Consider the following 21841-nt stretch of genomic DNA (forward strand, 5'->3'; position numbering starts at 1 on the left):
CTCGGGAAGTCGAGTGGCCATGCTCAATCCTCGCGAGCTCCGCCGGCACCGGCGACGAGCGAGATGAACACGTCTTCGAGCGAGGGCTCGATGGGCTGCGCGCTCCGCAGCGTCAGGCCGTGTGCGGCGAGCCGGCCGCCGAGCGCACCGAGCGCCGCCTGGGGGTCGCGCACGGTGACGTGGAGGAGCCGCCCGAACAGACCGGCGCGGACCACCTCGGGCTCCTCCTCGAGCGCCGCGAGCGCACCGACGGCGTCGTCGACCGCCAGCTCGAGGAGCGGCTCCTGGGCGGCCCGGCGCAGACCCGCCGGGGAGTCGAGCGCGATCAGCCGCCCGCGGTTCATCAGCGCCAGGCGGTGGCAGTACTCGGCTTCCTCCATGTAGTGGGTGCTGACGAAGACGGTGGTGCCGCCCTCGGCGAGCGAGTAGATGAGGTCCCAGAAGCGGCGGCGCGAGATCGGGTCGACGCCGGAGGTCGGTTCGTCGAGGAAGAGGATCGCCGGCTCGTGCAGAACCGCGCAGCCGAGCGCCAGGCGCTGCTTCCAGCCGAGCGAGAGCTCGCCGGTCAGCCGTCCGCGTTCGCCGGCGAGGCCGGCCATTCCGAGCACCCACTCGGCCCGCGCGGCACGCCGCTCGTCGGCGACGCCGTAAAGGCCGGAGAAGAAGGCGATGTTCTCCTCGACCGTCAGGTCGCCATAGAGCGAGAAGAGCTGCGACATGTAGCCGATCGAGCGCTTCACCGCGGCGCGCTCGCGGGCGACGTCGAAGCCGGCCACCGTGGCGCGCCCGGCGCTCGGCGCGACGAGGCCGGTGAGCATCTTGATCGTCGTCGTCTTGCCGGCGCCGTTCGGTCCGAGAAAGCCGAAGACTTCGCCCTCTCTCACCGTGAAGCTCACGCGGTCGACGGCGAGGAAGTCGCCGAAGCGCTTCGTCAGCTCGCGCACTTCGACGGCGATCGTCGTGCCGCTCATCGTCGTCCTCGCGATCGCGACAGCGTGCGCCGGGTGCGCGGAGCGGGAAGGTGCGGGAGGGAGTTGGACATCCGCGGCTCGGCTTCCTCTCGAGGGCTCAGTGGGCGTGTGCCGGGGCGCCAGCCTCGGCGTGGCCCGGTCCGCGGTGGACCGCCTCCACCACGCCCGCGACGAAGTGCACGTAGTCGACGTAGGCGGCCACGTACTCGCGTCCCTTGTCGACGCTCTCGCCGGCGTGCGCGCGGGCCTCGACGACGCGACGGAAGCGCTCGGCGACAGCGGCGCTGGCGTGTTGCCCGATCTTGGCCGCGAGCTCGTCGACCGACCCGTCGGCGAGCGCGCGATCGGCCATGGCGATCGGTGGCTCGACGGCGCCGGCGGGCTTGAGACCGGTAAACGGCGCTCCCTCGCCGGCGCGATGGACGCGAACCACGGTCTCGAAGAACCAGGTGTCGGCGAGCCCGGCGGCGGCGCCACCGGCGGCACGCACGGCGAGGGCGCGGGTGAAGGCGGCGCGGATCTCGGCCTCGTCGGCCGGCTGCACCCACTTGAGCACCGGCGTCGGGTCGCCTGCCGACAGCGCGGCGCGGGCGTCGACCACGACCGGGCCGTCGAGAGTGTCGCAGTGGGCTCGCGCCGGCGCGGCGGCGAGCGGGAGAGCGAGAGCAAGAAGCGTCAGGACCTGCGAGGAGCGCAGAGGGCGAGCCACCATGGAAGACCTCGGGAAGGGAACGAAGCTGCGGGGATGGATTGACGTGGCGAGGTTCACGCGAGAGCCTCCGCCTCAGCGATGCGAGCGAGGAAGACGTCCTCGAGCGACGGCTCGATCCGGGCGACGTGAGACAGGCCTTCGCCGAGGGAGCGGGCGAGACGCGCCGGCATCTCGGCGGCGGCCTCGTCGCCGACGGTGACATGGAGACGGTCGCCGAAGACCTGGGCGCGCTCGACTCCCGGCAAGGCCTCGATCGCCGCTCGGGCGGCGCGCGGCCGGCTGAGGCGAAGCTCGAAGAGCGCGCCGGAAAAGCTCGCCTGGAGAGCGCGCGGCGTGTCGACGGCGAGCAGCCGCCCGCGGTAGAGGAGCGCCAATCGGTCGAAGCGCTCCGCCTCGTCGAGGTAGGCGGTCGAGACGACGGCGGTCACCCCGTGACCGACCATCTCGTGGACGATGCGCCAGAGGTCGCGGCGCGACACCGGGTCGACTCCGAAGGTCGGCTCGTCGAGCAGCAGCACCCGCGGCTCGTGGACGAGCGCGCAGGACAGGCCGAGCTTCTGCTTCATCCCGCCGGAAAGCGCGCCGGCGAGCCGTTCGCGGAACGGCTCGAGATTGGAGAAGGCGTAGAGCCGGGCGAGGCGCGCGGCGCGTTCGGCGCGCGGCACGCGGTAGAGGTCGGCGTAGAAGTCGAGGTTCTCTTCGACCGTCAGGTCGGTGTAGAGCCCGAAGCGCTGCGACATGTAGGCGAGGTGCGGCTTGACGCGCTCGGGTTCGCGGGCAACCGAGATGCCGTCGACGAGTGCGTCGCCTTCGCTCGGGCGGAGCACGCCGGCGAGCATCCGCAGGGTCGTCGTCTTGCCCGCGCCGTCCGGGCCGACGAGGCCGAAGAGCTCTCCCGGAGCGACGCGGAAATCGAGCCCGGCGACGGCGGTGCGCGCGCCGAAGCGGCGGGCGAGGCCGCGGACCTCGATCGTCGCGGCGCCGCGGAGACGAGCGGCGGTCGCCGCGTCGGAGCTGGCTCCGCTCACTGCGGAGGCGCCCCCGCGGCGACGTCGAGCGTCACGTCGGCCGGCAGGCCGGGCTTGAGCTCGATCTGGGGATCGCCGGTGATCCGCACCTTGACCGCGTAGACCAGTCGCACACGCTCTTCGGCGGTCTGCACGTTCTTCGGGGTGAACTCGGCCTCGCTGGCGATGAAGGAGACCTCGCCGGGGTAGCGCTTGCCCGGGTAGCTGTCGGAGACGATCGACGCCGGGGCGCCGAGGCGGACGGCACCGAGGCGGTTCTCCGGGACATAGATGCGCACCCAACGGTCGTCCGGGTTCATCAGGGTGAGCACCGCGGCGCCGGCGCCGACGATCTCGCCGGGCTCGCGGTGGCGGACGGTGACGACGCCGGCGAAGGGCGCGACGAGTCGGAGGTTGGCGAGCGTCGCGTCGAACGTGGCGAGAGCCGCCTCGGCGGCGGCGAGCTGGGCGCGGGCGGCGTCGACCCGTTCCGGGCGCTGGCCGCGTTCGAGCAGACGGACCTGCTCGCTCGCCTGATCGCGCTGTGCCTTGGCCAGGTCGAGGGCGAAGGTCGCCTTGTCGAGCGCCTCGCGGCTCACCGCGCGTCCGGCGAAGAGCGTCGTCGCGCGCTCGCGGTCCCGCTCGGCGTCCGCCACGCGCTCGGTGGCACCGGCGAGGGCGGCACGTGCCTGCGCCACCTCTTCGCGCCGGAAGCCGGTCGAGAGCTCGGCGAGCTGAGCCTCGGCGGCGGCGACGGACGCGGCCGCCTGGGTGCGTCGGGCTTCCATCTCGGTGGCGTCGAGCCGGGCGAGCAGCTCACCGGCGGCGGCGCGCTCCCCCTCCTTCTTGGTGATCTCGACGATGCGGCCCGGCGCCTGGAAGCCGAGCTGGGCATCGGTCGCTTCGACGGTGCCGGAGGCGACGAGGTCCGAGACGGGAGAGCGCGGCTTGAGGACGAAGGTCCAGATCGCGTAGCCGGCGGCGACGAGGACGAGAATCGGCGGGACGATGCGCTTCGGGCTCATTGCGGACTCTCCAGGTTCTCGGCGAGCCAGGCGGGCGAGATCTCGCCCGTGGCGCGAGCGAGCTCGACCCGCGCGACGCGCGCGGCGCTCGCCGCTTCGGCGAGGGCGGCGCGGGTGCCGGCGAGCTCGGCTTCGGCAGCCAGGTAGTCGACCTGTGTCCCCGAGCCGACCTCGAGGAGCAGCTTCTGGATGCGAGCGACCTCGACCAGGCGAGCTTCGGCTCGGCCGAGCGCGGCGCTGCGGGCGTCGGCGTCGGCGTAGCCGGCGAGCGCACGATCGACCGCTTCGCGGACGTCGAGCTCCGCCTGGGCCAGGCGGGCGCGCGCCTCGTCGATCGCCGTGCCGGCGCGAGCCACCCGGCGGTCGGTGGCCCCGCCGTCCCAGAGCGGCACGCTGAGCGCGAGGCCGACGTTCCATTCGTTGCTGAAGGCGAGGTCGGCGCCGGCGAGCTCCTGCACGGCGCCGGTGGCGCGCAGGTCCGGGAAATAGGCCGTGCGGGCCAGGGCGCGGGCCGCTTCGGCGGCGGCGAGAGCGGCCCGCGCCTGGGCGACTGCCGGGCTCGCCGCGACCGCTTGGCTCTGCAGCGTCTCGCGCGCCGAGGTGGGCGCGTCGGGCGTGCGAAGCGGCGCCAAGGCGGCGACCCGGGTGGCCTCCGGAGGCAGGCCGAGAAGCCGGGCGAGGTCCCGTTCGGCGCTGTCGAGCGCCGTCGCGAGGCGCGCCTCTTCAGCCTCCGCCGAGGCCAGGGCCGCCTCGGCGCGCAGCCGTTCGACCTCGGGAGCGCGGCCCGCGGCGAGGAGCGTCTCGACGCGCGCGAGCTCGGCGCGTACGGCGCCGACTCTCGTCCGCTGGGCCGCGAGCGTCTCCTGGCGAGAGATGGCCCCCGTCCAGGCGGTGGCGATGCGAGCGGCCAGGGTCTGCGCGGCGGTGGACAGTGCGGCCGAGCCGGCGTCGAGCTGGGCCGTGGCCTGGCGCAGTCGCTCGCGACGGGCACCCGAGTCGAAGAGGGTGTAGCTGAGGTTCAGTGTCGCGCCGACGAGGGTGTCGTCGAAGGCGGGGATCTGGCCGGGTCCGAAGCCGTGGATCGGTGTGACTGGCATGACGCCGCGGTACTCGGTGCCGCTCAGCAGCAGGCGCGCGACGGGTCCGTGCGCCGCTCGGGCCTCGCCGATCGCCTCTTGCGCGTCCGCGAGACGGGCACGCGAGACGGCGAGCGTCGGGTGGCTGGCAAGGGCCTGGGTCACCGCGGTCGACAGGCGCAGGGGCTCGGTGGCGTCGGCGGCCTCGGCGGCCTCGGCGGCGGCGGCGGCGAGCAGCGCCGAGGCCGCCGCGAACGCGACGAGCAATCGCCAGTCGCGGAGGTTCGATCGGGTGCTCATCGCTTGCTCTCCTCGAGCCGGTGCGTTCCGCTGGTGAGCGCGTTGACGTAGAAGCGGACGAGCTCCTCGACCTCGTCGTCGCCCGGGGCGAGGTCGGGGTTGGCGCGCGCCTGCATGCCGAGAGCGGCCGGCAGACCGAGAAAGAGGAGCGCATGCCGCGACGGCGCGACGCCGACCGGCGGTTCGAGCTCGGCGAGCACCGTCGTCAGCTGTCCGAGATAGGCGCGCATCACCCGGGCGAGGCGCTCGATCAGTCGCTGGTCACCGCTGGCGAGCCCTTCGGCCATCAACAAGATCGGCAGGCCTTGGGTGGCTCGCAGGAGACCGACGTGGTGGCGCACCATGCGCTCGACTCGCTCGGCTGCCGGGAGGGTGCGATCGGCGGCGATCGCCGAGATCGGCCCGAGCAGACGGCCCTGGAGCGAACCGATCAACCCGAAGAGCAGCTCTTCCTTGTTCGCGAAGTGGCGATAGATCGCCGCCTCGGTGAAGCCGACCCGCTCGGCGACCTTCTTGAGCGTGAGGTTGGCGAGCCCGTGCGCCTGGACGAGCTGAAGAGCCTGCTCGAGGATCTCCGTCTGTCGCGGCGTGGGCTCGAGGGCCAAGGGGGATGGTTGTGAGTTGGTCATCACTTACGTGAGTGAGCATACACTTACCTCTGGGAGAGTCAAGCCCGCGGCCAGAGGATTCGGCGGCGGGAGAGGACGGGAGGAACGCAGAGCCCCTCCGGAGCGATATCCTTCACGGAGAAGCTGGTCGATCCCGATCCTTTTTCGGAGGAATCACATGCCCAATCGCTTTCCGCACGAGGCCGTGCTGCGCGACGGCCGGCGGGTCGTCCTGCGGCCCTTCAAGCAGGGCGACACGCAGGCCCTTTACGAGTTCTTCATGCGCTTGCCGGACGACCTGCGGCGTTTCGCCTGGGACCGCATCGACGATCGTTCGTTGATCGACACCTGGGGCAAGCACCTCGACTACGGGAAGGTCTTCCCGCTGCTGGCGCTCGACGGCAAGCGCGTCGTGGCCGATGCCACCTTGCATCGGCGCTCGCACGGACCGCTGCGCCTCGGTGGTCGCGTCAAGTGGCTGATCGATCCGGAGTACCGCGGCCAGGGGCTCGGCACGTTGCTGATCAACCACTTCATCGACACGGCGCGGGGCAACGGGTTGAAGCATCTCAACTGCATGCTCATCTCCGACCTCGAGGCCGACGCGGTGAAGGTCCTCGCCGAGCTCGGCTTCAGCGAGCACCGTCTCGCCGGTTACGGCACCGACCCCGACGGCAACCCGCACGACATGAGCCACATGGTGCTGGCGCTCTGACGCGGGCGAGCGTCCGCGCTTGACGACGGCCGCCTTCGGGCGGCCGTCGGCGTCTGAGGCGGGGTGACTCGGGGAACAAGCAGGAACCCGGGGGCGGCGCGGGAATGCGCGCGGCGATGCCGTGGGGCGATCTTCGCGGCGAGTGTCCATAGCGCCTGCGACGGGCCTCTCGTAAGCTCTCGGAGCGGCTTCTCTTTTCGACCTTTCGGCCGCTCGGACGAAGGAGACCTCGTGCGCGGCTTCCTGGCGAATCGATGGCGGGAGATCGTCGCCCTCCTGGGGTACGGCTCGCTCACCGCCGTCTACCTGCGATGGCTGCTGGCGCTGGGGCGCGATCACGTCCTCGACCTCGGCGATTCGCTCTTCAACCTGTCGGTCGTCACCTGGGTCGCCGATCGGGTACCCCACGCCCTCGCGGGTGTCTGGGACGCCCCCTGGTTCTTCCCGACGCGGCACGCGCTCGCGCTCTCCGACCACCTGATCGGCGCGGGCGTGGCGATGGCGATCCTCCGGCCGATCGCCGGCGGCGAGATCCCCGCCTACAACCTGATCTTCTTCCTTGCCTTCGCCCTCAGCGGCTGGACCGCCTTTCTGCTCTTCCGCCAGCTCGAGCTCTCACCGCGCGCGGCGTTCTTCGGCGGGGCGATCTGGACCTTTCTGCCCTTTCGTTGGGACGAGGCCAATCACCTGCAGGTCTTGCTCACGGCGTTCGTCCCGCTCCTGCTGCTCTCGTTCCACCGGCTCCTCGCCGAGCCGAACGGGCGTCGCGCGGCGCTTTTCGTGGCCGTCTACGCGCTCCACCTGAGCGGCGGGACCTATCTCGCCGTGATGGCCCATGTGCCGCTCGCCGTGCTGGCGGTGCTCGCCCTGCCCGGTCTCTGGCGCCGGCGCGGTGACCACCGGATCTGGCTCGCGCTGATCCCTGCGGCGCTCGGCTGTGTGGCGGTGGCCGGCGCCCTGCTGCTGCCCTACCGGGATGGGCTCGCCCAGATCCGGAGCGAGGCGGACTACCGCATCTGGGGAGCGACCGCGATCAGTCTGCTGCAGCCGAGCCCGACGAACTGGTACGGCGACATCTTTCCCCCGGTGCTGCTCCGAAGGGAAAACTGCCTCTTCGTCGGCTTCAGCGGGGCGTTCCTGATTCCGGTCGGTCTGTGGGCGTGGGCCCGCGACGGTGCGGCGGGCGCGGCGCCCCGCCGTCGTCTCTCCCGGTTCCTCCTCGGCGCCGTCGGTGCTGGGCTCGTGGCGGCCAGCGTGGTGCTGGGCGACGCCCGAACCTGGCTCGGCCTCCAGCGGGCGAAGGTGCCGTTCGGCACCGTCGGATTGAAGGGCTATGAGCGGCCAGCTCATCTGCTCGTCCTCGGGCTCGCCCTGGGCCTTGCTGCCAGTTGGGAGTCGATCGCCCGAGCCCGGGCTCGCCGGCCCCTCGAGGTCGACCTGCTGCTGGCGAGCGCGGTGGCGCTCCTCTTCGCCTTCCCGGTCGTCTTCACGCACGCGGCGTCGGTCTTGCCGGGGTTCTCCGGCATGCGCGTTCCGGCGCGCTTCTTCGTGTTTGCGTCGCTCGGCATGGCGGCGTTGGCGGCCCGCGGCTACGCGGCCGTGGAGCGTTGGGCAGGCGGGCACCGCTGGGCTCGTGCGCTCCCCGCGCTGCTCGTGGCGCTTCTCGCGCTCGAGGCGGCGCCGCGCGATCTCGGGTCGCAGCCGCTCGCCGCGCGCGACGCCCAGCCGGAGCCGGCGACCTGGTTGCGGCAGCACGACGAAGTCCGGGCGGTGATCTTCCTGCCGCTGCCGCCGTCCTACGAGATCGACCGCGAGATCGCGCGCATGTGGAGCGCGCGCGCCCACGGCCGGGCGATCGCCAACGGCTACAGCGGCACCTTCCCTCCCGAGTACAGACGCCTGCAGAGCGCCTTCTCCAGCCTGCCTCCTGCCGGTGAGCCGGCACTCCTCGCCGCGCAGGGGATCTCTCACCTCGTCATCGACTTCCGGGAGGCGGACGCGAGCGTTCAGTCGCCGCTCTACCACTGGCTCGCCGATCGCGAAGCGGCAGGATGGCTGCGTAACGTCTTCGAGCAGGACGGGCTGTTGATCTACGAGATCGCCGCGAGACCGGGCTGATCGGTGCGGGCTGGCGGAGCGCGCGGTGCGCTCCGGGCGCGGCGAATCGAGCCCACGCCTGCGGGACGGCCGGGGCGACCGGCCGTGGATTGCAGACGAGGTGAGGCGGGCGAGCGAGGTCGCGTCGCCGGTCACCGCCACCAGGTGCCGAGCGCCTTTGGCTCGGAACGAACGGTGACGGGGAAGCCTTGGCGAGCGAGCTCGTCGGCGGCGGCCTGGGCGGCCGCGGGCAGGGCGTCGGCGACCTCGGCAGAGAGGTCGGTGCCGAGCTGGATGTCCTTCGGAACGATCCCGACGAGCAGGACGCGAGGCGGCGCCTCGCCGAAGAAGTCGGCCGAGAGCAGCGCCTCGCGCAGACCGGGATCGTGGGGGGAAAGGCGGGGATTGAGGAGGGGGGCGGCGAGGATCTCCTCGCGCGTGAGACACCGGACGGTGCCCGGCGGCGCCTCGATGCGGAGCGCATCGAAGACGATCAGAGAGTCGTAGCCGCCGATTCGGTGGGCGAGCTCGGGCCCGGGCGTGCCGATGTCGAGCAGCTCGACTTCGGCCGGCAACTCGTACCGCGCCGCGAGGGCGGCGAGGGCCGATGGCCCCACGCCGTCATCGCGCATCAGCACGCTGCCCATCCCGAGCACCAAGGCGCGCATCGCCGCTTTCCCCTCCTCGGCCGCCCCCGCGTCCTCGAAAACCTCAGAGCACCTTCACCCGGGCCGTCTCGTTGCCCTCGGGATCGAAGGCGTGGATGGCGCAGGCGAGGCAAGGATCGAACGAGTGAATGGTGCGCACGACCTCGAGCGGACGCTCGGCGTCGGCCACCGGGTTGCCGACGAGCGACGCTTCGTACGGGCCGATCTGACCCTGGGCGTCACGCGGGCCGGCGTTCCAGGTCGACGGCACGACGGCCTGGTAGTTGGCGATCCGCCCGTCGCGGATGACCACCCAGTGCGACAGCGTGCCGCGCGGCGCTTCGTGGAAGCCGAAGCCCTTGACCTCGCCCTTGGGGAAGACGGGCTGGTTCCAGATCGCCAGATCGCCCTTGCCGATGTTGCCCACCAGCAGGCCCCAGTGCTTGAGGCCGAGCTCGGCGAGCACGGCGCAGCGGATCGCCCGGGCGAGGTGCCGTCCGAGCGTCGAATGCAGCGCCGAGAGGGGGATCTTGGTCTTGGCGATCGAGGAGGCCAGCGCCACCGAGGAGTCGACGTGCTTCTTGATCAGCTCGTGGCCGGAGGCGTAACCGACCAGCACCTGGGCGAGCGGACCGACCTGCATCGGCTTGCCCTCGAAGCGCGGCGCCTTGACCCAGGAGTACTTGCCCTCGTCCTGGAAGTCGGTGTACTTCGGGCGAGGAAGGTCCTCCTCCCACGGGTGCTTCTGCCAGTCGCCCTCGTACCAGGCGTGCGCCACCGACTCCTCGACCTTGGCCTGGAAGAGCGGGTCGTTGAAGCTGGTGATCGGACGGTAGGTCGACAGGTCGCCGCCCATGATGACGCCGCCGGGCAGATCGAACTGCGTCCCCTTGCCGTCGAGCGGCAGATCGGGGACGGCGAGGTAGTTCGTGACGCCGGCGCCGTAGCCAAGCCACTCGGGGTACATCGAGCCGACCGCGATCACGTCGGGCAGGTAGACCTGCTCGACGAAGGCCTTGACCTCGTCGAAGGTGTCCTTGATCGCGTAGAGCTTCTCCATGTTCAGCGTCGCGTCGTTGTCCAGGTTGATGGCGTTGGCCACCCCGCCGACGGCGAGGTTCTGGATGTTCGGCGTCTTGCTGCCCAGGATGGTGACGATCTTGTTGGCCTTGCGCTGATAGTCGAGTGCCTGCAGGTAGTGCGAGACGGCGAGCAGGTTGACTTCCGGCGGCAGGTGCATCGCCGGGTGGCCCCAGTAGCCGTTGGTGAAGATGCCGAGCTGGCCGGAGGCGACGATCGCTTCGAGCTTGGCCTTGACCGCCTCGAGCTCGCGCGTGCTGTTGTGCGGCCAGGGCGAGAGCGACTCGGCGAGCGCCGAGGCCTTCGCCGGGTCGGCCTTGAGCGCCGAGGTGACGTCGACCCAGTCGAGCGCCGACAGGTGGTAGAAGTGGACGATGTGGTCGTGCAGGGCGTGCGCGCAGAGGATCAGGTTGCGGATGTACTGCGCGTTGAGCGGCACTTCGAGCTGAATGGCGTTCTCGACGGCCCGCACCGAGGTGATGGCGTGGACGGTGGTGCAGACGCCGCAGATGCGCTGGGTGAACAGCCAGGCTTCGCGCGGGTCGCGGCCTTCGAGGATCAGCTCGATGCCGCGCCACATCTGGCCCGAGGACCAGGACTTGCGGACCTGCCCACCCTCGACCTCGACGTCGATGCGCAGATGGCCCTCGATGCGCGTGATCGGGTCGACGACGATGCGTTTGGACATGAGGCTCTCTCCTTGCTAGCGGGTGGCCCGCGCCGCGGCGTTCTTCACGCTGCGGCCGGCGAGGATGGGGAAGGTCTTCACGGCCCAGATGTAGAGGGCCAGCTCGGCGGCGACGATGCCGAAAGTGATCGCCAACTCCGGCAGGGCGGGGAAGTAGCGCCAGTGGTTGCCCGGGTTGAAGGCGACCAGGTAGGTGTTGATGCGGTAGCCCGCTCCGCCGAGGATGAGCAGGATTCCGGCCCGGACCTGGATCACCGGGTCGGAACGCCGCGCCTCGGACATCAGAAGGAACGCCGCGGCGAGATGCGTCGCCACCTCGGCGACGAAGAACGCCCCGATCGGCGAGGCGACGAGGCCGAGCTCGCCGGCGATCGCCACCTCGCCGAGACGGAAGACCGCCCAGAAGAGGGCGACCCACATCGCCACCTTGCCGAGCCGGGCGAGCATCGCCGTCTCGCGCGGTCGCCCGAAGGCCTTGGCCGAGAAGGCGGACTCGCAGGCGACGACGCCGTAGCCCATCACCAGGCAGGAGACGAGGAAGAGGAACGGCAGCCAGGGGGTGAACCAGAGTGGGTGAAGCCGCGGACCGGGCAGCAGCATCATCGTGCCGAGAGTCGACTGGTGCATCGTCGGCAGCAGCAGGCCGAGGGCGATGATCCAGACGCCGCCCTTGTCGACGAAGCGCAGCGCCTTGACGGCGAACTCGCGCCGTCCGGCGTGCGTGCCGTCGCGCCACTTCTCCCACAGCGCCGGCGAGAGCTCGACGAGCAGGACGAGGTTGTAGAGCGCCACGCAGAGCGCGACCTCGAGCTGCGGCGAGTGGCTCCACCGCCAGTAGGTCACCGGGATCCGCCAGAGATCCCAGTAGCGGCCGAGGTCGATGCTCACCGCGATGACCGCCAGCCCGTAGCCGAGCAGGCTGGTGAGCACCGCCGGACGGACCAGCGGGTGGTACTCGCCCTTGTTGAGGATGTAGACGAGCAGGGCGACGGCGTAGCCGCCGCAGCCGAGGGCGGTGCCGACGACGACGTCGAAGGCGATCCAGACGCCCCACGGGTAGCCGTCGGTCAGATTGCTGACCGCGCCGATGCCGGCGGTGAAGCGCCAGAGCGCGAACGCGACGCCGATCCCGGCGACGAGCAGGAGCCAGCGGAACGGGCGGGTGAGGATCGGTCCGCCGACCGGGGTGTGAACGACCGCGTGGGTGCTCATTTGCCCGCCTCCTCGGACGCTCCGCCAGCGCGCCGGTTGCGCAACATGACGCCGGCGAGCACCGCGTAGAGAGCCACCGGCGCGGCGAAGCCCTTGTAGAGCCCCTCCTGCACGGTGTAGCAGGTCTGTGGCACGCCGTCGGGTCCGAGCGACGGCAGCCCGAGCTTGTCGAACGGGACGTTGGAGAGGTAGAGCACCTGCGTACCGCCCCCCTCGACCTCGCCGTAGACGCGGTTCTCGAAGTACATGCCGGGGTTGGCGGCGATGCGCCGCTTGGCCTCGGCGAGCAGCTCGTCGCGCTTGCCGGCGATCACCGCTTCGCGCGGACAGACTTCGCAGCAGGCCGAGCCGTGTCCCTTGGGATAGCGCGTGAAGTCGCCGACCTTGACGAGCTGGGCGTCGCCGGCACGGTGGCGGCAGAGCTCGCACTTGACGATCTTCGGGGCGGCCTTGTCGAACTCGAACTTCGGGACGTTGAACGGGCAGGCCATCTGGCAGTAGCGGCAGCCGACGCACCACTTCACGTCATAGCCGACCACGCCGGTGACCGGGTCCTTGGAGAGCGAGTGCAGCATGCAGGCGGCGGCGCAGGCCGGATCGACACAGTGCATGCACTGCGCCTTCATGTAGGAGACCCGCTCGCCTTCCTTGTAGAGCTTGATGATGTTCTTGGTACGCCCGTTGAGGTCCACCGGCTTCTGCCAGAGGCCTTCGTCCCCGGTGTCGGGCTCGAGGTTGTTGGCTTCACGACAGGCCACCACGCAGGTCTTGCAGCCGATGCAGCGCGTGGCATCGTAGAGCATGCCGAGCGCCTCGGGCGGGGCGACCTTCTTCTCGCGCGCGGCGGCGGCGGGCGCCGTTGCGGCGGCGGCCGCCGTCGAAGCGACGGCGAGGGACTTGAGCAACGATCGTCGGTCGGTGGTCGCGGCCATGGCCGGCCTCCTCAAGCCTTGGGCTCGCCGGCGTCGTCGCCGAGCTTCTTGGCGGCCATCCAGGCCGCGCCGACGACCGCGCCGCCGACCAGACCGGCGACGCCGGTGGCGATCGGCGAAATGCCGCCCTGTTCGGCGTGGATCGGCGGATAGGTGTCCGGCGGCGTCGGTCGCTCGATCGGCACGGTGTCGTGGAGCGGGACGCGGAAGCCGATGCGCTGCTCGGTGCAGCCGAAGCAGGGGTGGCCGATGCCGATCGGCCAGGCGCCGACGACTTCGTTGAAGTGGAGTGTCGAGCAGTTGGCGTGCGTCGCCGGGCCCTTGCAGCCGAGCTTGTAGAGGCAGTGGCCGAGGCGGTGGTTCTCGTCACCGTAGGCGAGCGCGAAGCGACCGGCGTCGAAGTGGGCGCGCCGCGGGCAGTGCTCGTGGATCGTCTGGCCGTAGGCGAACTTCGGACGGTTGAGCTCGTCGAGCTCGGGCAGGGTGCCGAGCGTGGCGTACTGGAGGACCGTGCCGAGCAGGTTGTACGGGTTGGCCGGGCAGCCCGGGAGGGTGACGACCGTCTTGCCCTTGAGGATCTCGTGGGCGCCCTTCGCGCCAGTCGGATTCGGGTCGGCGGAGGGGATGCCGCCCCAGGAGGCGCAGGAGCCGATGGCGATGATCGCGCCGGCCTTGGCGGCCGTCTCCTCGAGCATCTCGATGGCGGTCTGGCCGCCGATCTTGCAGTAGATGCCGCCGTCCTTGGTCGGGATCGCGCCTTCGACGATCAGCACGAACTTGCCGGCATTGGCTTCCATCGCGGCGTGCCGGCACTCTTCGGCCAGCTTGCCCGAGGGGACGAGCAGCGTCTCGTGGTAGTCGAGGGAGATGAGGTCGAGGATCAGCTCTTCGAGCGCCGGGTGCGAGGTCCGGAGGAGCGACTCGGTGCAGCCCGTGCACTCCTGGAAGTGCAGCCAGATCACCGACGGCTTCTTGCCGGCCACCGCAGCCTCGGCGAACTGCTCGGCGACCTTGAGCGGCAGGCCGACCGCTGCCGCGGCGATCGTGCAGATGCGGAGGAAGTCTCGTCGGCGGAGCTCGCGGTCGAGCAGGCCGGTCGAGGATCGGGCGAGCGGGATTTCGGGCAGCATGTACACCTCCCAGATTGAACGCGCCGTCGGGAAATGACCGACGATGCGGGAGTCCGCGTGCAGCCTGCCCTCTCGCTCGGACTTCGCTCCTTCCTCGCTCCCCCGCGTGGAAGCCGAAGCTAAAGAGTTGGAGGTGCTTTCTATCGGGATCGAACTGCTCCTGAAACCTCCCCGGGGGTGGGGAGGGGAATGCGAATCCCCTCCCGTCGGGTAGGGGTATGCTGCGCCCTTGCGCGCTAACGTCCGCGCACTTGGCCATGCACGAGTACTCGTTGATCCAAGCGCTTCTCGAACGGGTCGACGCCGCGGCGCGGCAGCACGGAGCGACCCGCGTCGAGCGTTTGCGCGTTCGCGTCGGTGAGCTCGCCGGGGTGGAGCGCGAGCTGCTGGCCTCGGCGTTCGAGCTGGCGCGACTCGGCAGCTGCTGTGCCGCGGCCGAGCTCGAGCTGGTCGACGCGCCGGCTCGCTGGGAGTGCGGCCGCTGCGGGCGCGAGATCCCGCGTGGCGGGGTGCTGCGCTGCGGCGAATGCGGTGCGCCGGCACGGCTGGCCGGAGGCGACGAGATCGTGCTCGAACGGATCGAGATGGAGGTTCCCTGACGATGTGCGACACCTGCGGCTGTGGCGATCCGGAGCTCGTCTCCGTCGATCTCCACGAGAGCATCCTCGCCGGCAATGCGACCCAGGCGGCCCACAACCGCGAGCACTTCGCGGCGAGCGGCATCCTGGCGGTCAACCTGATGGGCTCGCCGGGGTCGGGCAAGACGGCGTTGCTCGAAGCGACAGCTCGCGCCATGCCGGGGCATCGCCTGGCGGCGCTCTCCGGTGACCTCGCCACCGACCACGACGGCGAACGTCTGCGCGCCGCCGGCATTCCGGCCGCCACCATCACCACCGGCTCGGCGTGCCACCTCGATGCCAAGCTGGTGCACCACGCGTTGCATCATCTCGATCTCGGCGGCGCCGACACGCTGGTGGTGGAGAACGTCGGCAATCTCGTCTGCCCGGCGATCTACGACCTGGGTGAGGCGGCAAACGTGGTCGCTCTCTCGGTGACCGAGGGCGAGGACAAGCCGTTGAAGTACCCGGTGATGTTCCGCAAGGCCGACCTCGTGCTGCTCACCAAGGTCGACCTGCTGCCGCACCTGCCGGGGTTCCGGCTCGATGCGCTCGAGGACGCCCTGGCCCGCACCATGCCGCAGGTGCGAATGATCCGCCTGTCGGCGGTGAGCGGCGAGGGGCTGCCGGAGTGGATCGCCTGGCTCGAAGCACGCCGGGCCGCGCTGCCGCCGCCGACCGGTCGCGCGCATCGCCACGACGCGTCGCACGGCACCGCTCACGAGCACTCCTCGCACGACTGACGGGGACCTGGGACGATTCGCCGGAGGCCTGCATGTCCAACGAGCTGCTCCTCCTCATGGCCACCGCCGCGTCGATCGGCGTGGTGCACACGCTCCTCGGCCCGGACCACTACGTTCCGTTCATCGTTCTCGCCAAGGCACGGGGCTGGTCGCTCGCTCGCACCGCGGGCATCACCGTGCTCTGCGGGCTCGGGCACGTGCTCTCGTCCGTCGTCCTCGGCATGGCCGGTATCGCGCTCGGTCTCGCCGTCCACCGGCTCGAGGCGGTGGAATCGACCCGCGGCGAAATCGCCGGCTGGGCGTTGATCGCCCTCGGCGCCGTCTACACCGCCTGGGGGATCAAGAAGGCCTTCTCCGGCGGCCACGGGCACGTCCATCTCGGCAGCGGCCACGCTTCGGTCCACGCGCTGACCCATGCCCACGAGCACGGCGGCAAGGCGGAGGCCGAGGCGGCCCGTCGTGCCCCGGTGACGCCGTGGGCGCTGTTCATCGTCTTCGTCCTGGGGCCCTGCGAGCCGCTGATTCCGATCCTCATGTACCCGGCGGCGGCGCAGAGCGCCTTCGGCATGGTCGCTGTCACCGTCGTCTTCGCGGCGACGACGCTCGCGGCGATGCTCGCCGTCACCCTCGCCGGCGTGAAGGGGCTCGCGCTGCTGCCGGTCCACCACCTCGAGCGTTTCGCCCATGCCCTCGCCGGCGCGGCGATCCTCGCTTGCGGCGTGGCGATCAAGTTTCTCGGGCTCTGACCCGGCGCTCTCGCGATGGGCGATGCCGCGACGCGACCCCGCAGCGAACCGACGAACCTCCGCCCGGACCGCGCGATGACCGGCCGCACCGTGCTGGTGACCGGCGCTGGGTCGGGGATCGGTGCGGCGGCGGCGCGCTGCCTTGCCGCGGCCGGCGCCTCGGTCCTTTGCACCGATCGGGACGACGCCGCGGCGGCGCGCACGGCGGCGGCGCTCCCCCCGGCGATCGACCACCCAGCCCCACGCCGCCTCGACGTGACGAGCGAGACCGAGTGGGAAGCGGCGGTGGGCTCGCTCGCGTCGCTCGACGCGATCGTCCACTCGGCCGGCGTTTCAGCCGCGTCGGCGCTCGACGCGACCTCGCTTGCCGCCTGGCGCGAGCTGCTCGCGGTGAATCTCGACGGCGCCTTCCTCGCCGTCCGTTCGGGGTTCCGGGCGATGAGCGGACGCGGTGGCAGCATCGTGCTCGTCGCCTCGGCTTCGGGACTGCGGGCCGCCTCCGGTGCGGCGGCCTATTCGGTGAGCAAGGCGGCGGTCTGCATGCTGGCCAAGGCGGCCGCCAAGGAGAGCCGCGATCGCGGCCTCGGCGTGCGGGTCAACACCGTCTGCCCGGCGGGCGTCAAGACGCCGCTCTGGGAGGCGATGCCGTTCTTCCGCGAGCTGGTGGCCAAGACCGGCTCGACGGAGGCGGCCTACCGCGAGTTGGCGGGCGGCACGCCCGGCGGGCGTTTCGCCGAGCCCGAGGAGATCGCCCAGGCCATTCTCTACCTCGCTTCCGACACCTCCGCCTTCGTCACCGGCATCGACCTGCCGCTCGACGGCGGCTACCTGCTCTAGACGCGAATTCGTGCTCTCGGCTGGCCGGGTGGCAGGCCTCGGGCGGGTGGCGCGTCCGGCGCTTCTCGCGACACGGCGCGGCGCGTAGAATCCAGCGATCCAACAGGAATCGGCCCCCTGCCTCGGCGAGGGACCTCACTGCCTCAGGCCCGGAAAGGAGCCGCATGAAGCGCCACGCGACCTGGCCGTCCGTCTTCGTCGCCCTCGCTCTGCTCGCCGCCACGAGCAGCCTCGCCGCGGAGACGCCGTCGATCTACCTCACTCGTCCGTCCGACCGGCCGGCGCGCGAGATCGTCCTGGCGCACCTCGCCGCCACGGCGGCCGATGCCGGCCTCTCGCCGGCCGATCTCGCCGACGTCGCGATCACCGACGAGTACCGAGACGCGCACAACGGCGTGACCCACGTCTACCTGCGCCAGCGCGTCCACGGGCTCGAGATCGAGAACGCCGTGCGGAACGCCAACGTCGACGCCCAGGGACGGCTCTTCGGCCTCGGCGGCGCCTTCGTCGCCAACGCGGCCGCGGTGGCCGGGAGCAACGCGCCGCTGCTCTCCGCCGAGGCGGCGATCGCCGCGGCCGCCGCGGATCTCGGGCTGCGCGCCGCAGCTTCGGCAGAGCTCGTCGAGGCTCGAGGGCGGGTTGGAGCAGCGCAGCCTCTACCGGGTCCCCGGGGTCTCGCAGGACGACATCCCGGCGCGGCTCAAGTACTACCTCGACAAGCAGGGTGCCCTGCCCCTCGTCTGGGACCTGGTCATCCGCCCGGTCGAGGGATCCGACTGGTGGAACCTGTGGGTCGATGCGGCGACCGGCGAGATCGTCGGCAAGGTGAACTGGTCGGCACACGCCACCTACGAGGTCTTCGCCTTCCCCAAGGAGTCGCCGAACGACGGCCCGCGCACCGTCGAGACCGACCCGCACGACCTGCTCGCCTCGCCGTACGGTTGGCACGACACGAACGGTGCGGTCGGCGCGGAGTTCACCGACACGCGCGGCAACAACGTGCAGGCGCAGACCGACCTCGACGCCAACAACGCGTTCGGCGGCTCGGACATCCGGCCGAGCGGCGGTGCCTCGCTCGACTTCCAGCCGGCAATCGACCTCGCCACCCAGGAGCCGGCGGCCTATCGCGAGGCGGCGGTGGTCAGCCTGTTCTACTGGAACAACATCATGCACGACGTCCTCTACCAGTACGGCTTCACCGAGGCGGCCGGCAACTTTCAGCAGAACAACTACGGCCGCGGCGGCAGCGGCAACGACTCGGTGCAGGCCGACGCCCAGGACGGGTCGGGGACGAACAACGCCAACTTCGCGACGCCGCCGGACGGCAGCGCCGGCCGCATGCAGATGTTCGTCTGGACCTCTCCCGGCGAGGTCGTGGTCAACGCGCCGGCCGGGATCGCCGGCACCTACCTCGCCGGCAGCGCCGGCTTCGGACCGGCGCTCACCCTGGCCGGTTTCGCCGGGGACCTGGTCCTGGCCAACGACGGTGACGCGATCCCGGGCGACGCCTGTCCCAACGCGGTCAACACCGTGTGCACGGCGGGAGCGCTTCCCGGGTTGACCGGCAAGATCGCGGTGATCGACCGCGGCAACTGCGAGTTCGGCACCAAGGTCAAGTGTGCGCAGGTCAACGGCGCGATCGCCGCGATCATCGCCAACAACCAGGGCGGCACCGCCGTCATCCCGATGGGCGCCGGGGTCAATGGCGCGACGGTGACCATCCCGTCGCTCATGGTCTCGCAGAACGACGGGGCGCTCATCAAGGGCCAGCTCCCCGCGCCGGGGGTCAACGCGACCCTGCGCCGCGTCACGGTGAATCGCGACAGCGACCTCGATGCCGGGATCATGGCCCACGAGTACGGGCACGGACTCTCCAACCGGCTCACCGGCGGGCCGGCGAACGTCGGCTGCCTCGGCAACGACGAACAGGCGGGCGAGGGCTGGAGCGATTGGATGACCCTCTTCCTCCACGCGCTGCCGTCGGACGGCCCGACCACCGCGCGCCCTGTGGGCACCTACGTGAACTATCAGACCCGTGCGAGTGGGACAGGCATCCGCACCTACCCGTACACGACCGACATGGCGGTCAACCTGCACACCTACGACTCGATCAAGACGGCGGCGATCCCGCACGGGGTGGGCTCGGTGTGGGCCGAGATGCTCTGGGAGATGTACTGGAATCTCGTCCTCGCCCACGGCTGGTCTCCCGACTTCTACCGCGGCAAGGGCGGCAACAACCTCGCCTTCCAATTGGTGATGGACGGCATGAAGCTGCAGCCGTGCTCGCCGGGCTTCGTCGACGGGCGCAACGCCATCCTCCAGGCCGACACCGTGCTCACCGGCGGAGCCAACCAGTGCCGCATCTGGCGCGCGTTCGCCAAGCGGGGGCTCGGCTCGTCGGCCTCGCAGGGCCTGAGCAGCAGCGCGACGGACGGCGTGCAGGCCTTCGACCTGCCGGCCGCCTGCCAGGGTCATTTCTTCGAGGACGGTTTCGAGTTCCACGGCACCTCGCACTGGTCGGGGACGGCGACGGAGTAGGCGACGAGGTCCCCCCCGCGGAGGGCCGCCGGCCGAGCACCCGGCGTCCCCTCCGCGCCGACGCGCGCCGGCCGCGGTATCGTCGCGCCCATGGCCGAGCTCATCGACGCGCCGGTCGTCTTCGAGACGACCGGCGACCCACCGAAACGCATCGAGGAGTTCGTCGGGCGGATCGCCACCGCGACGTCGGCGGTGAGCATTGCGCGGATGACCAGCCCGCCCGGCTGGGGAGAGGTCGGACAGACGCCGGAGTTCGACGAAATCCTGCTGGTGCTCGAGGGCTGCCTCTGCCTCGAGACCCGGCGCGGCACTCTCGAGGCACGCGCCGGGCAGGCCCTGCGTGCCTTCGCCGGCGAGTGGATGCGCTGCTCGACTCGCGAGGGCGCGGTCTACGTGGCGATCTGCCTGCCGGCGTTCTCGCCCACCACGGCCCGCCGCGACGCGTGAGCGAGGAATGAGCGAACCCCACCTCCCGGGCGCGGGCACCCTGCGCGTGCTCGTCGCCTCGGCGAACCCGGTGAAGCGCCGGGCGACGATCGACGGCTTTCGTCGCCTGATTGGCCCCCGCGAGTTGACCGTCGAGGGCGTGGCGGTGCCCTCGGGCGTGGCGCATCAGCCGGTCAGCGACGAGGAGACGCTGCGTGGGGCTCGGCAGCGCGCCGAAGCGCTGCGAGCGCTCGCCCCCGCCGCCGACTTCTGGGTCGGGCTCGAAGGGGGTGTCGAGCGGCACGGCGAGGAGCTCATCGCCTTCGCCTGGGCGGTCGTCTGCTCCCGCGATCGCTGCGGCCGGGCCCGCAGCGCCACCTTCGTGTTGCCCGACGAGATCGCCCGCCTCGTCCTCCACGCGGGGCTCGAGCTCGGCGACGCCGACGATCGCGTCTTCGGCCGCAGCGGCTCGAAGCGCGAGGAGGGCGCAGTCGGTCTGCTCACCGGGGGGGCGATCGACCGCGCCGGTCTCTACGCTCCCGCAGTCTCCCTGGCGCTCGTTCCGTTCCTCCGTCCCGACCTCTATCCGACCCGGGACGACGGGACGAGCGAGGCGTCGTGACCCCGGCGGTGCGCGCGGCCGAGCGCGCGGGAGTGCGCTTCGAGCTCGTCTCCTACGTCCACGACCCGCGTGCCGCCTCCTTCGGTCGAGAGGCGGTCGAAGCCCTGGGGCTCGCCGCCGACGAGGTCTTCAAGACCCTGGTGGCGAGAGTCGACGGCAGACTCATGGTGGCAGTGATCCCGGTGGCCAGCCTGCTCGACCTCAAGGCGCTCGCCGCGGCGGCAGGCGCCAAGCGCGCCGAGATGGCCGAGCCCGCCGAGGTCGAACGCGCCACCGGTTACGTGCTCGGCGGCGTCAGCCCGCTCGGCCAGCGCCGGGCACTGCCGACGATCCTCGACGCGAGCGCGCTCGCGCTCGAACGGCTGTACGTGAGCGCCGGCCGCCGCGGCCTCGAGATCGCCCTTGCGCCGGGCGATCTGCTCGCCCTCACGGGCGGACGAGTGGCGGCGATCGCGCGCCCCTCGGCGCCTTGAGCCGCCGTCGGAGTCGCTCCGCCGACGCGGGCTCGCACTCCGCAGCGGACCGACGACGAGGTCAGGAGAAAGCGTACAGCGCGCCGTTCGGCCTTCGCCTACACTTCGGCGCCAGACGGAATCCGGGAGCTCGCACCGCCCGCTCGACCTCGAGCAGCGCGGAGACAACGGCTGTGCTGACGCGCAGCGAGACCCGGTCCACGCCCGAAGGAGATCGCCATGAAGTCACTCCGCCTGTTCTTTGCCCTCGTCCTGTGCCTCGGCATGGCCGCTTGCGACCAGAAGCCCAAGAGCGCCACCGAACAGGTCCGGGACAAGGTCAACGACGCGCTCGATCGCCGGCCGAACGAGAAGCTGCGCGATGCCGCCGAGGACCTGCATGACGGCGCCAAGGACGTGGCGAAGGAGCTCAAGGACGCCAAGAATGAGGTCGCCAAGGACCTCAAGGCGGCGAAAGACGAGGTGGTCAAGGAAGTGAAGGAAGCCGAGAAGAAGGCGGGGCACTGACGCCCGAGACGACCGCGCTGCGTCGCCCGCCGACACCCTGCCGGCGCCGTCGCGATCGCGTGTCGCGAGCGACGACGTCCTCGCCGAGCGCAGGGCGACCGGGCGGCGGATGGCGGTAGGAATTCGCGATTG

The 21841-nt window shown here is 71.2% G+C and carries 22 protein-coding genes and 1 pseudogene; 12 read left to right on the forward strand and 11 right to left on the reverse strand.

What is annotated here, in order from left to right; all coding sequences use genetic code 11:
* Positions 1-23: 23 nt before the first annotated feature.
* From IPJ17_05120 to IPJ17_05145, 6 genes are all read right to left on the reverse strand, one after another.
* The gene (locus tag IPJ17_05120) at positions 24-971 is read right to left on the reverse strand and encodes an ABC transporter ATP-binding protein (protein ID QQR74965.1); all 948 of its coding nucleotides are present in this window, start codon (positions 969-971) and stop codon (positions 24-26) included.
* A 97-nt stretch (positions 972-1068) separates the two neighbouring features.
* Positions 1069-1683, reverse strand: a complete 615-nt coding sequence (locus IPJ17_05125) for a hypothetical protein (GenBank protein QQR74966.1) — start codon at positions 1681-1683, stop codon at positions 1069-1071.
* Positions 1684-1736: 53 nt separating this feature from the next.
* Positions 1737-2654: an ABC transporter ATP-binding protein gene (locus IPJ17_05130; protein ID QQR76095.1), complete on the reverse strand. Its 918-nt coding sequence runs from the start codon at positions 2652-2654 to the stop codon at positions 1737-1739.
* Between the two features lie 53 nt (positions 2655-2707).
* Positions 2708-3715 carry an HlyD family efflux transporter periplasmic adaptor subunit gene (locus IPJ17_05135; protein QQR74967.1) on the reverse strand — a complete coding sequence of 336 codons (1008 nt, stop codon included), beginning with the start codon at positions 3713-3715 and terminating at the stop codon, positions 2708-2710.
* Positions 3712-5091: a TolC family protein gene (locus tag IPJ17_05140; protein QQR74968.1), complete on the reverse strand. Its 1380-nt coding sequence runs from the start codon at positions 5089-5091 to the stop codon at positions 3712-3714. The genes IPJ17_05135 and IPJ17_05140 overlap by 4 nt, the downstream gene beginning before the upstream one ends.
* Entirely contained in the window at positions 5088-5696 is a 609-nt protein-coding gene (locus tag IPJ17_05145) for a TetR/AcrR family transcriptional regulator (GenBank protein QQR74969.1), read from the reverse strand. Before IPJ17_05145 ends, IPJ17_05140 begins: the two co-directional genes overlap by 4 nt.
* 181 nt (positions 5697-5877) lie before the next feature.
* Between IPJ17_05145 and IPJ17_05150 the strand changes: the two genes are divergently transcribed.
* Both IPJ17_05150 and IPJ17_05155 read left to right on the forward strand, forming a co-directional pair.
* The gene (locus tag IPJ17_05150) at positions 5878-6414 is read left to right on the forward strand and encodes a GNAT family N-acetyltransferase (protein ID QQR74970.1); all 537 of its coding nucleotides are present in this window, start codon (positions 5878-5880) and stop codon (positions 6412-6414) included.
* A gap of 231 nt (positions 6415-6645) precedes the next feature.
* Positions 6646-8532: a hypothetical protein gene (locus tag IPJ17_05155; GenBank protein ID QQR74971.1), complete on the forward strand. Its 1887-nt coding sequence runs from the start codon at positions 6646-6648 to the stop codon at positions 8530-8532.
* A 131-nt stretch (positions 8533-8663) separates the two neighbouring features.
* On the opposite strand, the gene IPJ17_05160 is transcribed toward IPJ17_05155, so the two are convergent.
* Genes IPJ17_05160 through IPJ17_05180 form a run of 5 tightly spaced genes read right to left on the reverse strand, consistent with a single transcriptional unit; the run spans position 8664 to position 14200 of the window.
* Complete coding sequence (locus tag IPJ17_05160; protein QQR74972.1) at positions 8664-9179, reverse strand: hydrogenase maturation protease; 516 nt, start codon at positions 9177-9179, stop codon at positions 8664-8666.
* A 43-nt stretch (positions 9180-9222) separates the two neighbouring features.
* The gene (locus tag IPJ17_05165) at positions 9223-10926 is read right to left on the reverse strand and encodes a nickel-dependent hydrogenase large subunit (protein QQR74973.1); all 1704 of its coding nucleotides are present in this window, start codon (positions 10924-10926) and stop codon (positions 9223-9225) included.
* 15 nt (positions 10927-10941) lie between these two features.
* The gene (gene hybB / locus IPJ17_05170; GenBank protein ID QQR74974.1) at positions 10942-12138 is read right to left on the reverse strand and encodes a Ni/Fe-hydrogenase cytochrome b subunit; all 1197 of its coding nucleotides are present in this window, start codon (positions 12136-12138) and stop codon (positions 10942-10944) included.
* The gene (gene hybA, locus IPJ17_05175) at positions 12135-13070 is read right to left on the reverse strand and encodes a hydrogenase 2 operon protein HybA (GenBank protein ID QQR74975.1); all 936 of its coding nucleotides are present in this window, start codon (positions 13068-13070) and stop codon (positions 12135-12137) included. The genes hybB and hybA overlap by 4 nt, the downstream gene beginning before the upstream one ends.
* A gap of 11 nt (positions 13071-13081) precedes the next feature.
* Positions 13082-14200, reverse strand: a complete 1119-nt coding sequence (locus tag IPJ17_05180; protein QQR74976.1) for a hydrogenase small subunit — start codon at positions 14198-14200, stop codon at positions 13082-13084.
* Between the two features lie 257 nt (positions 14201-14457).
* On the opposite strand from IPJ17_05180, the gene IPJ17_05185 reads away from it, so the two are divergent.
* From IPJ17_05185 to IPJ17_05230, 10 genes and pseudogenes are all read left to right on the forward strand, one after another.
* Positions 14458-14799: a hydrogenase maturation nickel metallochaperone HypA gene (locus IPJ17_05185; protein QQR74977.1), complete on the forward strand. Its 342-nt coding sequence runs from the start codon at positions 14458-14460 to the stop codon at positions 14797-14799.
* 2 nt (positions 14800-14801) lie between these two features.
* Entirely contained in the window at positions 14802-15560 is a 759-nt protein-coding gene (gene hypB / locus IPJ17_05190) for a hydrogenase nickel incorporation protein HypB (GenBank protein QQR74978.1), read from the forward strand.
* A gap of 32 nt (positions 15561-15592) precedes the next feature.
* A complete protein-coding gene (locus IPJ17_05195; GenBank protein ID QQR74979.1) occupies positions 15593-16306 on the forward strand; it encodes a sulfite exporter TauE/SafE family protein in 714 nt (237 codons plus the stop codon).
* 75 nt (positions 16307-16381) lie between these two features.
* Complete coding sequence (locus tag IPJ17_05200) at positions 16382-17143, forward strand: SDR family oxidoreductase (protein QQR74980.1); 762 nt, start codon at positions 16382-16384, stop codon at positions 17141-17143.
* Positions 17144-17307: 164 nt separating this feature from the next.
* Positions 17308-17649 (forward strand): annotated as a pseudogene (locus IPJ17_05205) (hypothetical protein).
* A 133-nt stretch (positions 17650-17782) separates the two neighbouring features.
* Positions 17783-19681, forward strand: coding sequence for a M36 family metallopeptidase (locus tag IPJ17_05210; GenBank protein QQR74981.1), 1899 nt, complete (start codon positions 17783-17785; stop codon positions 19679-19681).
* A gap of 90 nt (positions 19682-19771) precedes the next feature.
* Positions 19772-20128 carry a cupin gene (locus tag IPJ17_05215; protein ID QQR74982.1) on the forward strand — a complete coding sequence of 119 codons (357 nt, stop codon included), beginning with the start codon at positions 19772-19774 and terminating at the stop codon, positions 20126-20128.
* Between the two features lie 7 nt (positions 20129-20135).
* The gene (gene yjjX / locus IPJ17_05220; GenBank protein QQR74983.1) at positions 20136-20729 is read left to right on the forward strand and encodes an inosine/xanthosine triphosphatase; all 594 of its coding nucleotides are present in this window, start codon (positions 20136-20138) and stop codon (positions 20727-20729) included.
* On the forward strand, positions 20726-21202 hold the full coding sequence (gene ybaK / locus IPJ17_05225) for a Cys-tRNA(Pro) deacylase (GenBank protein ID QQR74984.1): 477 nt from the start codon (positions 20726-20728) through the stop codon (positions 21200-21202). Before yjjX ends, ybaK begins: the two co-directional genes overlap by 4 nt.
* 219 nt (positions 21203-21421) lie before the next feature.
* Positions 21422-21709: a hypothetical protein gene (locus tag IPJ17_05230; protein ID QQR74985.1), complete on the forward strand. Its 288-nt coding sequence runs from the start codon at positions 21422-21424 to the stop codon at positions 21707-21709.
* The last annotated feature ends 132 nt before the right edge of the window (positions 21710-21841 follow it).

The organism is Holophagales bacterium (assembly GCA_016699405.1).
In the GTDB taxonomy this organism is placed as follows: domain Bacteria; phylum Acidobacteriota; class Thermoanaerobaculia; order Multivoradales; family JAGPDF01; genus JAAYLR01.